Origin of the sequence: Leptothoe kymatousa TAU-MAC 1615, assembly GCF_018739865.1 — a bacterium.
Taxonomy (GTDB): domain Bacteria; phylum Cyanobacteriota; class Cyanobacteriia; order Phormidesmidales; family Phormidesmidaceae; genus Leptothoe; species Leptothoe kymatousa.
This window is the reverse complement of sequence record NZ_JADOER010000010.1, coordinates 98,625-114,291: the sequence shown is the minus strand read 5'-3', so window position 1 is coordinate 114,291 and position 15,667 is coordinate 98,625. Positions and strand designations below refer to the sequence as shown.

Annotated in this window: 6 protein-coding genes; 2 read left to right on the top strand and 4 right to left on the bottom strand. The window is 53.1% G+C overall.

The window, feature by feature from the left end:
- Window positions 1-4: 4 nt before the first annotated feature.
- From IXB28_RS11575 to IXB28_RS11565, 3 genes are read right to left on the bottom strand one after another with little or no spacing between them, the layout of a single operon-like run.
- Entirely contained in the window at window positions 5-1,003 is a 999-nt protein-coding gene (locus IXB28_RS11575; RefSeq protein ID WP_215618757.1) for an OmpA family protein, read from the bottom strand.
- A 55-nt stretch (window positions 1,004-1,058) separates the two neighbouring features.
- Entirely contained in the window at window positions 1,059-2,555 is a 1,497-nt protein-coding gene (locus tag IXB28_RS11570; protein ID WP_215618756.1) for a DUF4335 domain-containing protein, read from the bottom strand.
- Window positions 2,552-3,160: a DUF3038 domain-containing protein gene (locus tag IXB28_RS11565; protein WP_215618755.1), complete on the bottom strand. Its 609-nt coding sequence runs from the start codon at window positions 3,158-3,160 to the stop codon at window positions 2,552-2,554. The genes IXB28_RS11570 and IXB28_RS11565 overlap by 4 nt, the downstream gene beginning before the upstream one ends.
- A gap of 433 nt (window positions 3,161-3,593) precedes the next feature.
- Here IXB28_RS11565 and rmuC point away from each other — a divergent pair, with 433 nt between their 5' ends.
- Complete coding sequence (gene rmuC, locus IXB28_RS11560; RefSeq protein WP_215618754.1) at window positions 3,594-5,099, top strand: DNA recombination protein RmuC; 1,506 nt, start codon at window positions 3,594-3,596, stop codon at window positions 5,097-5,099.
- A 156-nt stretch (window positions 5,100-5,255) separates the two neighbouring features.
- The gene (locus tag IXB28_RS11555; RefSeq protein ID WP_215618753.1) at window positions 5,256-8,468 is read left to right on the top strand and encodes a cyclic nucleotide-binding domain-containing protein; all 3,213 of its coding nucleotides are present in this window, start codon (window positions 5,256-5,258) and stop codon (window positions 8,466-8,468) included.
- A 141-nt stretch (window positions 8,469-8,609) separates the two neighbouring features.
- Here the strand turns inward: IXB28_RS11555 and IXB28_RS11550 are convergent, their stop codons facing one another.
- On the bottom strand, window positions 8,610-15,548 hold the full coding sequence (locus IXB28_RS11550; RefSeq protein ID WP_215618752.1) for a PAS domain S-box protein: 6,939 nt from the start codon (window positions 15,546-15,548) through the stop codon (window positions 8,610-8,612).
- Window positions 15,549-15,667 lie beyond the last annotated feature (119 nt).

The following is a 15,667-nucleotide window of genomic DNA, read 5'->3' as shown; positions in this document are numbered from 1 at the left end:
GCCGTTAACGGCGATCAATAGCAATTTCGATGCGGCGGTTGCGTTGTCGAAGTTGGGGGGTGCTGTTGTCGCTGAGAGATTGGTGCTGTCCATAGCCAACGGTGACCCAGCGTTGATTCGGCACATGTCCTGCTAGATATGCCCGGAGAGCATTGGCTTGCTGAAAGGCGAGACTGACACTTTGGGATGGTTCTAAATGGTTATCGGTATAGCTACCAATTAAAACGGTCGATTGGGGATATTGGGCCAGGTCTTCAAAAATGCTGTTGAGTAAGGCGGGAGCTGTGGTGAGTAATCTGGCTTCTCCAGGGGCAAATAGGGCATCGCTGGGCAAGGTGATTTTAAGTTCTGTCGTTTCTAGCAACGGAGACCGGGGGGAGACCGGGGCTGGTGAACTGGTTGGTACGGAGGGGGCGGAGGGTAGGTCGGGGAGGGTGGCGGCAGGGGAGATTTCTTTGGGTGGGGTCAGGCGCTGTTCTAGGTTGGCCAATCTGTTTTCTACGGCGGCAGTGGATTGGGCCTGTCCCAGTTTGCTTTCTAAGTCGAATAGCCGTTTTTGGATGGTGTCGAACTCTTGGTTCAGGGCAGCGAGTTCCTCTTCGGCAAGTTTGCGATCGCGCTGATTGAGGGCAGCGGGCGGTGTCGTTAAGGGTTCCACCCGCTCAGTGGGAATGGGAATCGGTTCAATGCGAGTTTCTGGGGGCGGTGCCGGTCGCCACCGGCTGGGCAACCGATAGACTTCCGTAATCACCCGATTGGTCCGTCGCAGCAACACTTCCTGGAACGGCATGCGTTTACTAGGCCCGGCAAAAATGCCAGCCGCCCCAATGCCCACCAGCCAGGCCATGGGCAAGCTGGCCAGCAACAAACAAAGGCCCAGCAACGTATTGGCACCGTAGCGCACCCAGCGCGGACGCGGCGGCGCGGGCACCGTTTCCAAGGTGGGCGCCAGTTCAGGCGCTGAATAATTTGGCGGTAGTTGAGGAATTTGATCTGAAGACACAGCGATCGCACCAAGTATTTGCGAATTGCGTCACATAGTAGCGGACAACCTAGCCCTAGGGCCAACCATCCCAAGGATTAACCTCCACAGTTTCGCTACCGCTAAGAACCACCAGAAAATCCAGCTGGGGATGGGGGCTATCCGCCGCTTCCACCAGGCTCGCAAGATTTAAATCGTCAACATAGTCCTCAGCGGCGTCATTGGCCGGCTCATAGCCCACCACCTGGCCACTATCGTCTAACCGCACGCGATAGCGCACTTCCGGCCCAGACCATTCTTCATTCATATTGCCAACAATGGTCTTGCGCAGCCCCTGGTTAAGGTCGTAGATCAAATCAGGGTCCCTAATGTCAGTCGCCACAGAGCTGGGCAGCTCCCCACTGGATAGGTCAGTGGCCGTCGTCCCAGAACTCGGCTCAGACGACGCAGGGGCCGACGATTGCGCCTCATCGATACCCTCCGGCTCCTCTGGGGTCACCACCTCCGGCACCACCGCCTCTGGCGTCACGATGTCTGGCAAACCGCCAGATTCTTGAGGGGCCACCGTTACCGTGCCATCGGTGTCAAAGGTGAGGTTAAACTGGGCCACCGGGTTAACGGTGTCTGAATCCACCGGAATATAGGTGAGGTTGGGCAGTGGCGTACTCTCTAGGCCATCGAATGAGGCATTGTCCAATGGGTTATAGCCCAGAATATCGCCATTGGCAGCCACAGAAATGTCATAGCTCAGGGGCTGCTCAAAGGCGGTGTCGGCGGCCAATGCGCCACTGATTTGCTGCTGCATCTGCTGCTGCAAGGTGGCCAGCTGTTCTGCGCTCAGGGGCTCGCTGGCGGCGGCAGGCTCGCTGGCGCTGGAAACAACATCGGGTGGCTCCTCTGCGGCCAGGGGCGCGGCGTCATCGGGCAAAATGTCATCGCCAGGGGGCGATGTTTCCAACGGATTCCCCGTGGTTTCCTCCAGGGCGGCGGGTTGAGTTAAGCTTTCTTCCAATCCTTCTGGGATCGGCATAAAGAAGAGGCCCAACCCAGCTGCGGCCAGGGTGGCCACCCCAATAATGGGGGGCACAGCGCGCTGCGCTAGGGGTTCTTGCGATCGCACATGGCGACGGGCCAAGGGCGCTAGGGGCACCACAAACTCCGGCAAGGTTTGACCATCCGCAAAAAACTGATCGATGGCTTCCGCCATATCAAACAGCTGCACCGTCGATAGGGTAATCGTCTTCGGCTGACGCTCCTTATCCTCTGAATTAAGCAGTTCAGGCTGCACCAACAGCCGGTGATACTGCCCTTCCCCCGGCTCCACCGAAATCAGCGAAGACTGGGATGGCATATGGTCAGGATGATCAATGCCACTGAGCAATCGCTGGCAGTAAGCGTTAACCGCACCAACAATCGCCTTAAAAAAATCCAGCCCCCCCGCTAAGGACTGCTCCATCCCAACAATCTTGAATTCAGCATTGGCCAAAATCGACAGCACATTGGATGTGTCCGTGCTCAGCCCCTCTAGCAACAGGCTGCAATTGGGCAATACATACTGACGTTGAATGGTCATGATACCTCCCCATCAAAGAGGCTAGCCCACAGACGTTCTTCTCCGCGAGTGCCCGTACATACCAACAACTGAGTTAATAGTGCCAGCGCCAGCTCATCTAACTTTTCATCGGTGCTGTAGGTTAACACCATGGCCCGCTTCGGATTCATCCGAGCCCGAAAATGGGCCCGAAATCGCTTGAGGTACTTGGCCAAACGAAAATGATGCTCCAGAGATAGCTCTTGATCCTGGAGCTGTTGATAGCCCAAAAACAGCTGACGAATCAGGCCGGTCAGCTTGCGACATAGGTGACACACCACTAGAACCAAGGCCTTAGCCTCTTCTAACGTGAGGGGTTGACGCTGATTAAATTTGCGCAAAGGATTCGTACTACGCAACCGCCACACATGGACACGATTTCTAAGCACATCCTGTAAACCCAGCTCATTAATAGCCGCTAACATGGCCTGGGACGCATTTAGCTCCAGGGCCTCAATGGCAAGCATAATAAAGTCCAACTGCGTTTTGGCTCGACGAGGACATTCATTACTCTGAACACCAGGATCTGGCAGCTTGTCCAATATCGGCGGCCTGACAGATTTTTCGGGTGGGCTTTTAACGGTCATTCCCTATAAGACTCTTAATAATTTGGTCGCTTGCTACAATCAGCGCGAATCGTTACGAACAGGCCTCAAAGACCAGCTCCTATCAAAACATAAACCACACACATGTTGAAACCCTGAGTTTTTCTAAGGAAAACATTAAGGATTCCCTGTGAGTAGGCGGTGTCCTAGAAACATGCATCAACTAGGCTTACTCCTATTCCCTATGAAGGTACCCTTTACCTGGAAAGGAATGAACTCAATTAGCCAAACCCCGTAGTCTTTCTCAGATATTTGATTAGGGTGCCCCTTCTCCAACCCTGTAGCTTTGCTCAGAATTTGGCTAGGGTGTCCCATAGCCAACTCTGTAGCCTTGCTCAAATAATTTGGCTCAGAGTTAGACATTTAACCCTGGGATGCTAACCTGTGGGGCAATAGTAATTATGTACTTAACCTTATGCAGTGGCCGGTTGTTTTTCTGGCAGGGGCAGGTGTTGGCAGTTTAGTCAGTTGGCTCGTGTGGCAGGCTCGTTATCAAACCGTGCGGGAGCGGGCAAAGCACGATCTTGTGGCGGAACGGGCCACCATGGTGGAGCAGCTGCACCATAGGGATGCCCAACTCAAAGACCTGCAGCAGCAAAACCAGAGTTTGCACGCTAACCTAGCTGAGCAACAGCAGTCGCTGACCGCCGCCGTCGCCCAGCAGGCGGCAGCCGAAACCAAAGCCTTGCAAACGACGCAGTTGCAACAACAGCTACAGCAGCTACAGACCGAGCATCACCAACTGACGGGGCAGCTAGCCGAAGCCCGCACCCAGCTCCACGAGCAACGGCAGACCACCGCCGAAAAGATGACCCTGTTGCAGCAAACGCGGGAGGGCATGGCCGCTGCGTTTAAGGCGCTTTCAGCAGAAGCCCTGCAAACCAACAATGAAATGTTTCTCAACCTGGCCCAAACCAAGCTCGGGCAGTTTCAGACCCAGTCCAGCGGAGAGCTGCAACAGCGCCAGCAGGCCATTGATGAACTGGTGCAGCCCCTGCGGTCTTCCTTAACTAAGGTAGAAACCTATTTACAAGATTTAGAACGCCATCGGCTATCGGCCTACAGCCAGCTAAAAGAACAAATCACCCAGCTAGCCACCGGCCAATTGCAGCTCCAAACAGAAACCGCCAATTTAACCAAGGCGTTGCGGGCCCCCAATGTGCGGGGACGGTGGGGGGAAATTCAGCTCAAGCGGGTGGTGGAAATTGCGGGCATGGTGGAGCATTGCGACTTTAACCAGCAGGTGTCGTCGTCCGGGGCCCTGCGCCCGGATATGGTGGTGCAGCTACCCCAGCAACGGCGCATTGTGGTTGATGCGAAGGCACCGCTGGCGGCCTATTTAGAGGCCCTGGATATCACCGATGAAACCCAAAGGGTGGCCAAACTCAAGGACCATGCCCAGCAGGTGCGTCGCCATATTCAACAGTTGGGGCAAAAGTCCTATTGGGACCAGTTTCAGCCCAGTCCTGAATTTGTGGTGTTGTTTTTGCCAGGGGAGATTTTCTTTAGTGCCGCCCTAGAGCAGGACCCCAGCCTGATTGAAGCGGGCATTGCCCAGCGGGTTATTTTAGCCACCCCCACCACCCTGATTGCCCTGCTCAAGGCGGTGGCCTACGGCTGGCAGCAGGATGCGGTCACTGAAAATGCCCAGCACATTAGCGAATTGGGCCGGGAGCTATACGATCGCATGCGGGTTTTTACCGGCCATATGCAAAAAATGCGGCGGGGTCTAGAAACTACGGTGGATACCTTTAATAAGGCGGTGGGGTCGTTGGAGAGTCGGGTGTTGGTAAGTGCCCGTAAGTTTAAGGGGTTGGGGGCAGCGGCGGGAGATGAGCTGGGGGCCGTTGAGCCGTTGGACCGGGTGCCTCGACGGGTCAATGGAGGGGAGCAGGATCGTGGTAACCCTTTACCTGATTAAACAGGGGGCCCATCAGGCCCATTATTGGAGGACCAAGGCCGCATATTTGACAAGGAAACTGTGAACCCTGGGCCTAACGCTATCCTAGTTCCTATATTTTTTAGTCCTGTTAGTCATGGCTATTTAATATGGAAAGGCTATGACTGATCCTGCTTAATGCTCACTGCGTTTAGATTTTTACAAGATGGTCGCTTGACCCAGCTGCTAATGCTAGCGGTAACGGTGCTGGTGCAGAGTGTGATGGCGATCGCAGTGGCCAATTCCATCTTTGTCAGTCAGCTAGGGGCAAGGCAGCTACCCGTTGCCTTTATTTTGATCGGCCTGTGCTCCATGCCCGCATATATCGCCATTAGTCAGGTGGTGCAGCGGGTGCGCAGCCCGCAGCTATTTCGGGGGGCGCTGGTGGTGTTGATGATGTTGATCATCGCCCTGCGCTTGGCCTTGCCCCTAGATCTCACACCGGTTTACTACGGGCTGCTGGTTGTTAGCTTTTTTCAATGGGATATTTGCAACAATATCCTTTACCCCAGCCTGCTGACGGACTATTTCAATACCCTGGAATATAAGCAATATGCCCCCTACATTGGCATTGCCCAGGCGGTAGGCACCTTGGTGGGCGGTGGATTAGTCAGCGGCCTCTCCCACTGGATCGACACCCAGGATTTGCTGCTATGTATGCCGGTGGTAATTGCGATCGCCCTGGTGCAGCTCACCTATTTGGACCGCACCCAGCGCCCCCTTAGCACCGCCCCCAGCGAAACCGTCGGCATTCTTGAGTCACTGCAATCTTTTCCAGACCTGGCCAAACGCTATCCGCTGGTGATTTTTCTAGCCGCCAGCAGCTTTTTGCTCGTCATTATTTACCTCAGCTCCGAATATCTGTGGTTTAGCATCTACGGCCAGCAGTTTAGCGAACGCACCCTGACGGGATTTTTGGGCCTAATGCGAGTGGTGGTGAGCATCTTGCAAATAGCCATTCTCTACGGACTCACCCGCCCCCTACTGCGGTGGCTCGGGGTGGCCCGGATGAATGTGGTGTTTCCCCTAACCACCCTGGCCGCGTTTATTGGCCTAGGCATTAACGGTCAGCTCCCCGCAGCCATTGGGCTACAGCTCAACGGCGATGCCCTGTATAAGGCCATCAACCTGCCGGTGCATCAGCTGAACTACAATGCCATTCCATCAGAATTTTTAGGCCGAATTCGGTCCCTGAGCGACGGGTTTATCTACGCGGTGGGTCTCACCTGCGCCGGTATATTTTTGTTGCTGTGTGAGCACAGCCTGAGTCTGTCGCAAATTACCTGGGTGGTGTGCGGTCTGGTGGGCGTCTTCTTGGTGGTCCGCATCCCCATGGGGCAGTTCTACGCTGCCGGTTTAGAAGACTTAATCCGCACCGACGCCATCGAGCTAGACCAGTTGGCCAGCCGCCAGGCAATTTTGCCCCTGCGCTCCACTATTCAAACCCTGCTGCAGTCGCAGGATCGCTACGACCAAATTAAAGGGCTGGAGCTGGCCACCCGATTGGGGGAACCCATGGCATTTTTGGACGAGGTGATCGCCCTATTGCCTGGGGCCGATCGCCAGGTGCGCTCAGCGGTGGTCACCCTATTTAGCGATGGCTTTGAGGAAACTGTGCGGGTGGAAGGGATTGAAGCCGTCGAAGGGAACACCGCCCTATGGTCGGTGTGGCAAGATCAACTGGCGGAGCCGCAGCCCCTGGCCTGTCGACTGACCGCATTAGAAATTTTAATGGCGCAACAGCAGCCCATTGCCCAAGACCTTTTAGCAGAACTAAGCAACCACGACGACCGAAATTTGCGATCGCTGGCCACGGTGGCGCGTTTAAAGGGCGCCCCGACCAGCGACACAGAACCTTTCTCCGTAGACCATATCGATGACGGCATTGCCAAAGCCGTGATGCGCGTGGTGGCCCGCAGTGGGGATGAAACGTTGCTAACCCTCCTAGCGACTAAACTCCTGCCCAACGGCACCGCAGACACCAAGGAACAGGGACTTAACACCCTGGTGAAGTTAAGTGACAATTTACCCGACCATATTCGCCCCCAGGCCATCGCCCAGCAGCATATGGGCCACGATCAGCCCGGCGTTAGACTGGCGGCCCTAGACCTGTGGCAGCGCTGCGGTGACGACCTTGGGCCGCTGGCCAACGCCCTCGGCGACCCCCATCCTCGGGTGCGGGACCAGGCCGCCACCTGGTTGGCCCAAAAGGGTGGCCTAAAGGCGGCCCAAGCCCAGCTAGATTCCACCGATCGCAACACCGTTAATGGGGCCATCGCCACCATCGGTCAGATTCGGACCCGACAGGCCAGCGACATTCTCTATGCCCATCTGGTTTCAGATTTTCGCCAGGTAGAACACACCCGTCGGTGGCAAACCCAAATTCCCCACAATGATCCAAGCTGGCAGCCTTTAGCGGTCGCGATCGCAGACTATCACCAGCGACTGATCCAAAAGGTGCTCTACGTCATCGCCAGCCTGGGCTATCGTCGCACCGTCAACACCGTCAACCAAATTTTAGTCACCACCGACAGTAGGGACCGGTCCAACGCCGTAGAAGTGCTGGCATCCCTCAACCACCGGCGGTTTATTTTGCCGTTGCTGCCCCTATTGGAAGACAATGCTGAGACCACCAGCATCCCAAAATCATCGCTCAAATGGTTACGGAACAAAGGCTATAAAATTCTATTGGAAGCCATTGAATCGAAAGATCGCTGGCTACGGGCCGGGGCGCTAATAGCCCTAGCCAAAATCCCCCGGGCCTCCCTCAGTGATGTGGATCCCGTAGTGCAGACCGTTGCCCACGATTTATTTCCCACCGCCCCCCTCTTGCAAGATGTGTACACCGCCCTCGACCCGGATCGCCCCGACACGCTTATGAACCGTCTGCTGATTCTTAAAGATGTGGCCCTGTTTCAAAATCTCTCTTTAGATGAACTGTTGCTGATTGATGAAGCCCTCGAACCCCAGCAGGTGATCGCCGGTGAAACCGTATTTGAGGAAGGCAGCTGGGGCGCCCACCTGTATATTATTGCTGCGGGCACAGTGCAGCTGGTCAAAACGGTAGATGACGATCCGCGGGAGATTAAACTGCTAACCACCGGCAATTACTTTGGTGAGATTGCTCTCTTTGATGATGCCCCCCGATGGAATGGCGCCATTGCGAAGGAAGATTGTTTGTTATTAAAGCTAGAAAAACAGCGGTTTATTAGCCTCACTACCCAGCGGCCTCACATTTTGTTAGAAATTTGTCGGTTTATGAGTCAGCAACTGCGAGAGACCGACAAGTTTCGCTCAGCTAAGAAAATTGTCCCCCAAGCAGCCCCAGATGAAACCTTGCAAAACTGTTGATTGCGGGAAATGAGGTTGGCAGTCGCAGGTCAGAAAAGGGGGGCATTCCGACTGCCTATAATTTTCAGGCAATCGTGCGACCTGTCTGGGAGCATTTACCATCAGGGTGGCCGGGCCGCTGGTTTTTGGATCTGCGGTTGATCAAAGCGGCAGATATATACAAAACTCACTGCCCTGGCCCATGGTAGAGTTCACGGCCAAATCACCCCCGTGGGTGTCCATCACAATCTGCCGCACAATGGCCAGGCCTAATCCTGTTCCCTTGCCAATCTCTTTAGTGGTAAACAAGTGATCGAAAATTTTGGACTTGATCGTGTCTGAAATGCCTGGGCCATTGTCAGCGATGACAATTTTTACCTGATGATCTTCCAGGGACGTGCCAATGGTAATGCGATGGGGCTGTGATTGCATATCTTCATAGCTGCGGTTTCGACTCGCCTCATCGAGGGCATCAATGGCATTGGCCAAAATATTCATAAACACTTGGTTCAGCTGCCCAGGGAAGCAATCCACCTCAGGTATGTCGCCATAGTCTGTTACCACGTCTATGGCTGGTCGATGGTCATTGGCCTTGAGCCGATGACGCAAAATCAATAGGGTACTTTCAATGCCTTCGTGCAGGTCAAAGGGCTGTTTGTTTTCTGCATCGGCCCGAGAAAAGGTGCGTAAACTCTTGCTGATGGATTTGATTCGGTCCCCAGCATCTTTCATGGCCTTGATGAGTTTGGGGATATCGTCGGTAAGATAATCTAAATCAACAGTTTCTAAAAGATCTTCAACCTCAGATCCCGGCTGGGGAAAATGGTCTTGATAAAGGGCGAGTATTTCCAATAGATCACCGAAGTAATCCTGGGTTGCGCCAATGTTGCCAATGATACAGCCGACTGGGTTGTTAATCTCATGGGCAACCCCAGCCACTAAGCTGCCAAGGGCAGACATTTTTTCATTTTGTACCATTTGTAGCTGGGCATTTTGTAAGTCGGCCAGGGCTTTTTCTAAATCGTGGGATTTTTGCAGTAGGGCGGCTTCTGCCCGTTTGCGATCGCGAATGTCCCTGACTATCTTAGAAGCGCCCACCACATTGCCATAGCGATCGACCAGCGGCGAGATGGTCACCGAAATATGAATGGGAGACCCATCCCGATGTAGCCGCACTGTTTCAAAGTGCTCAATACTTTCTTTGTTCTTCAGCTGGGCAAGAATCTGGGCTTCTTCCTGGAGCCGATCGGGTGGGAATAGGATGGTAATGGGCTGACCGATGGCTTCTGTGGCAGTGTAGCCAAATAGATTCACCGCCGCCTGGTTCCAACTGGTAATCATGCCCTCTAGACTTTTGGTAATAATGGCATCGTCGGATGATTCCACCACCGAGGCCAATAGGCGAGAGTTTGCCTCGGCCTGTTTGCGATCGCTAATATCTTGGTAGGTGCCCAACACCCCAATCACATTTCCCTTGAGGTCATGGAGCGGCAGCTTGTTTGTTTCTAACCATACCTGGGCTCCATCCGCCCGAACTTGGGTTTCGACGATGCCTAACTTGGGTTCATTCGTTAGCATCACCTGCCGATCATCCGCTCGAAATGCCTCGGCCTCAGTCTCTGCCCATGGCATGTCAAAATCGTCTAAACCCACTAAATCTTCAGTTTTTTCAAAGCCAGCATCCTGGGCAAAATTTTGGTTTACGCCAATGTAGCGAGATTCTCGATCTTTCCAGAAAATTGACAGGGGAAAGGTATCTAAAACCGTTTCTAAGAAGGTTTGAGATTCCAGCAATTTTTGTTCGGCGGCTTTGCGATCGCTAATATCCCGCACAAGCAACAGGATTTCATCCTCCGCATAGGGAACTACGCGCACTTCTTCCTGCTGGGTTTTGCCCTCCACCACCAATGTTTGCTCATACATTTGAATGGTTCGACTATCCAACGCCTTTTGGATAAACGCTAGGCGCTTTTGAGCCAGTGCCGGGGACAATACATCGCCCACATGTTTGCCAATCCACTCATTAACATTGCCCACCACCCTAAATTGAGGCGACGCCGCGCATTCTAGATAAATGCCATCTCGACTCAGCCGCATGAGCAAATCGGGAAGAGCGCTAACCAAGGCGCGATTGTGGGCTTCGCTTTTTTGCAGCGCAATTTCTGACGTTTTGCGAGCGCTAATATCAAAAATTACCCCTTCTAGACATTGGACCTCCCCCGCACTGTTAAAAATTCCTTTGCCCTTTTCCGTAACCCACCGCACTGAACCATCCCGGTGAAGAATGCGGTACTCCATGGCAAAGGACTGTTGCAACAATAAACTTTGGGCAACAGCTACATCCACCAAAACAACATCATCGGGATGAATAACACTGGCATAGGTGCGCTTGCGATTGTTAATAAAGTCAGTGACCGGATACCCCGATAGCGCCGTAATCGCATCGCTCATAAACTCCATGGTCCAGTCCGCATCATTCTGACAGCGATACACCACACCATCCAGGTTGGATAAAAGGGTGCGGAATTTGGCTTCACTGTCCCGTAAGGAGTCTTCCACCTTTAACCTTTCAGCAAATAGCCGGGCATTTTCAATGGCAACCGCCGCTTGGGTACACAGAAAATTAAGGATTAAAATACGTTCATGGGTGAACGCCCCACTAGTGAGATGATTCTCAACCGAGATAATGCCAATGCAGCGCTTTTGGTTAAGAATGGGTAAACACAACAGACTCTTGGGCTGTTGTTGCTGAAAATAATCGTCGATGACCGCTAAATCAGTCTTTAAATCATCAATAACAACCGTCTCTTCCGTATTTATGACATATTGAATCAGCTTTACAGGCAGCTTAGGATTATGATTGAGCGGCTCTGTGTAGAATTGAACATCTGCTGGCGTGGCGATCGCCCGCACCTGCCACCCCCCATCCTGATCGGGAAGTATCAGCCCACATCGATCGCCCCCCGAATTTTGTAGAATAATTTGGGTGAATTGTTGCAGCAATTCATCTAGCTGAATAGTGCTAGAAAGAGCCTGGGAGGCTTTGAGGATACTGGCTAAATCAAAGGTTTGATTGAGGCTGGGGCTGCCGGCACCTGGATGGGGGGTGACCGCTGATTCGCTCAGCGTTATCAGGGTGGTCAATAGGTCTTGAGACGACACCGACGGCTGTAAAATGGGACGCAGTTGTTCGGGATAGCGGTGTTCTAAATCGGTAACCTTGGCCTGGGCGCCCCAACGAGAGTAGCCATAGTAGGCATTTTGCATATAGTCTGCGGCAACTTTCTCTTTGCCCCAATCCAGATAAAACTTGGCCGCCAGTTCATTGGCTAAGGCCTCTTCTTGGGGATAACCGTTAGCCTTTGCCTCTACAATGGCACTGTCGTACAGTTCAATGGCCAGTGCATACTTGGCCAACACACGACAGCACTCAGCCCTAATCAACGTTTGCTTATGTTTATGATTCATCGGAGCGTTGTTGGCCCACTTTTGCAAATGGGTTAGATTACGCTCCACCCTCTCCATGGTCTGTGTCTGGGCGGCGGGCGGCTGGGTGGGATACAGTGCCAGCTGGGCTAATGAGTCATAAAAATAGAGGAGGGAGATCACGTAAAGGCCAGGCACACCATCTAAATAGGTGCGACAAATGTCGAGGGCTTGAATGGCTTGTCCATAGTCTTCAAACCAATACGACAACATTGCCTGGTTGATATGCAAGTGATATATGGCAGGGCGATCGTTGGCTTGGTGATGCTGGGGCAGCATACTCGCCCCATCGTATATTTCACCCTGGAGCTGCTGGGGTCTGTCGGACTGGCCTAACAGGTTGATCACAGTCTGGTGGTAAGTGCTCAAATAGTTATAGGGCGTCATTTGCTTGAGGCTGGCGAGGGCCTGTCCATACTTTTCCATCTCCTGGGCCAGGGCCGTTAGCTCGGTCCCCACCAGGTAAGCGTGCATGCCGTAGGGGAAAATACACCAAGCTGCCCACTCAATATCGCCCGTTTCTACCCCCGCCCCATACCCTGTCAGTAAAGGCTGGAGACTATTTTTGAGATGTTCTTGGTGGTGACAGACAAAAGAATTGGCTATACAGAGAGTTTTGGCTTTGAGCCCATTGGCATCGAGCTGGTGTAGGAGGTTCGTGGCCAGTTGACTAAAATCATACCCCTGCTGAGCTTGCCCTAAAAATGCTGTCAGGATGAGTCCATAGCTGGCATAGGCGGCGGCGGAAAAGCTAGCGTTGCCATGCTGAACAGACAGGCTAACCTGCTTGAAAATGATTAGTGGAAATAGCTGAGGATGCCCGTTGTAGGCTAATCCAAACATGCTAGAGAGAATGCGCAGGATGGCGAGATATTGTTGGTCTACCATCGGCGGTAGATCTAATAAATCAGCGGGGGAACGCTCCCCAATAGTCGTCTGGACCTCCTGGAGATATGCGGTGAAGTCTTCGGGGGTAGGATTTTCCGGTAGCTGTACGCCGAGTTTTTCTAAGATCTCAAAGGCGATGTGCAGGCCCTGCTGTAGGCGATTTTGGGCAATGCAGGCTTGGATGTTAACTTCGTATACTTTGACTTGTTCTAGAACTTCATGGGTATGGTCGAGTAGCTTAGCTATCCAGGTTTCCATGGTGGAAAAATCGCCCCCCAGATAACAAGATTCTGCCGCTGCTTGATGGAGCGCTAGGGTGAGTTCATGGTGCTCTTGCCAACAGTTATCCGGGTCTAAAAGCTCAATGCCCAGGGTCAGATACTCCGTAGCCGCCTCGTAAGCTGTAGATTGTTTGGCGCGTTGTCCAGCGATTAGGTTGAGTTCTGCTAACTGTGTGCGATCGCAGCCATCGGTGATTAAAGGGCAACCTAAATTGAGCTGACTCACAATGTCAAAAATCTTATCCGCCTGTTGTTGCGTAGGCGTGTCGCGCAGTAACAGCTGCCCAATGCGTAGATGGACCCGTTGATGGTGATCGGTGGGTATGAGGGCATAGGCCGCCTGCTGCACCCGATCGTGGAGAAACCGATAGTGAAGGGTTTCGGAAAACGTGGTGGCTGCGTCTATATCCCCTAGGTAAAATTTGTAAAGGTCATTTTGGGGCACAACTAAGTCCTGTTGTAGGGCACTCCACAGGGCAACTGCAACCTCTGCTTGAGATTGTTCTGACACAATGGCTAAGGTTGCCAGGTCAAATTGTGCGCCGATACAGGCCGCCAGCTTTAACACTGTCTGGGTGGTGTCTGGCAGTTTTTGCAGTTGCTGCACCATCAGCTCCAGGACGCTATCGCTAAAAGCGGCATCCTGGAGCTTTGCGATATCCCACTGCCAGCTACCGGCAGCGCGATTAAAACTAATTAGTTGGTCACTGTGCAGGGCGGTCAGAAACTGGTTGATAAAGAACGGATTCCCCTGGGTCTTTTGCATCACCAGGTTAGCCAAGGGGGCGGCAGCGCCCGTCGAACTGTGTAGAGTATCGGCAATCAGGTGGGTCAGGCTATTGGCCTGTAGCGGCGTGAGGGCAATCGTGCTGACATGGGCCTGGGATTGGCAGAGGGCATCCAGGGCAAATCGTAGGGGATGGGCCGACAAGACTTCGCGATCGCGATAGGCCCCCAGCAGCAACAGATACGCCGTTGGGGTATCGGCCATCAGACTCTCAATCAGTTTTAACGATGCTGAGTCGGCCCATTGCAAATCATCGACAAAAATTACGAGGGGATGGTCGCGGGTTGTGAAGACCCGGATAAAGTTTGAAAAGAGCCGGTGAAAACGATTTTGGGTGGCCGGGGCCGATAGGGTTGGGGCCGGGGGCTGAGGGCCTAAAATCTTGGCTAATTCTGGAATCAGGTCAATGATTACCTGGGCATTTTCCCCCAAGGCATCTAAAAGCAGCCGTTTCCAATGTTGTAATTCCGTACTACTCTCACTTAATAATTGGCCGACCAAGTCTCGAAAGGCCTGAACAAAGGCAGAAAAGGGACTATTGCGATTGAACTGATCGAATTTTCCCTGGATAAAGTATCCCCGCTGGCGCACGATGGGTTTGTGCACTTCGTTGATCACAGAGGTTTTGCCCATGCCGGACAACCCAGTCACCAGCGTCAGTTCGCCAGCGCCCTGGGCCACGCGCTCAAAAGCATCCAGCAGCAGCTGCACGTCCGCTTCTCGACCATAGAGCTTTTCTGGAATTAGGAAGCGATCGCACAGGTCTTGCTGACCGAGGTCAAAGCGAGGAATCTGCCGCCGCTCTGCCCACTGGGTGAGGCAATGGTGCAAATCGTGCTTGAGGCCTAGGGCCGACTGGTAGCGATCTTCTGCGTTTTTGGCCATCAGCTTACCCACGATGGCCGCCACCATCGACGGCACAGCCCGATCAACCTGGTCAATGGCCCTGGGTAGCTGGGCCATGTGGCAGTGGATCAGTTCCAACGGATCATTGCTGGGAAACGGCAGCTGCCCCGTAAATAGCTGATATAAGGTCACCCCCAGGGAGTAAAAGTCTGCTCGATAGTCAATGCCCCGGTTCATGCGCCCCGTCTGCTCTGGGGCGAGATAGGCCAGGGTGCCCTCTAGGCTTTTGGGGCTTTGCTCAGTCTGGGTTTCTTTAGGCAGCCGCGAAGCGATGCTAAAGTCAATCAGTTTTACCTGGTTTGAGTCGGGCTGAATCAGAATATTGGCGGGCTGAATATCTTTATGGATAATCTGCTGTTGATGGAGATTGCCGAGGGTATCGACCAGTTGAATCGCAATATCTAAGGCGTCATCCACACTGAGGGGGTGGGACTGAAGGTATTGGCCTAGGTCAATACCTTCAAAGGCTTCCATCACTAATGCATGGCCATTACCGCAGGGGACCAAGCCCAGGGGATGAATAATGCCTGGAATTGTCAGGTGCCTGAGGATTTCATATTGATTGCGAAACTGCACCAGTTGAATAAAGCTTGGATATTCCTGGGCTAGGACCTTAATGACGACCGGTTGCTGCGTTCCGATTTCCACGGCCCGATACACCATGGTCCGGGCACCTCGATAAATCCATGCGACGAAGGTATACCCAGGCAAATGCATAGCTATGGCAGGAAATGGTTCGACAACACGAGTCATACGCTCATTGGAAAAGCAGTAGAGTCTACCTTCAATGTGCCCGAAACAGGGTTAAGTGAATAATTCCATGGGGGTTAGATCCCCTTAAATCCTTATGAATATTTATCAAACAGAGAAAA

Coding starts and splice junctions, on each gene's coding strand:
- IXB28_RS11570 (WP_215618756.1), bottom strand. CDS start 2,555: ATGACCATTCAACGTCAGTATGTATTGCCCAATTGCAGCCTGTTGCTA.
- IXB28_RS11565 (WP_215618755.1), bottom strand. CDS start 3,160: ATGACCGTTAAAAGCCCACCCGAAAAATCTGTCAGGCCGCCGATATTG.
- rmuC (WP_215618754.1), top strand. CDS start 3,594: ATGCAGTGGCCGGTTGTTTTTCTGGCAGGGGCAGGTGTTGGCAGTTTA.
- IXB28_RS11555 (WP_215618753.1), top strand. CDS start 5,256: ATGCTCACTGCGTTTAGATTTTTACAAGATGGTCGCTTGACCCAGCTG.
- IXB28_RS11550 (WP_215618752.1), bottom strand. CDS start 15,548: ATGACTCGTGTTGTCGAACCATTTCCTGCCATAGCTATGCATTTGCCT.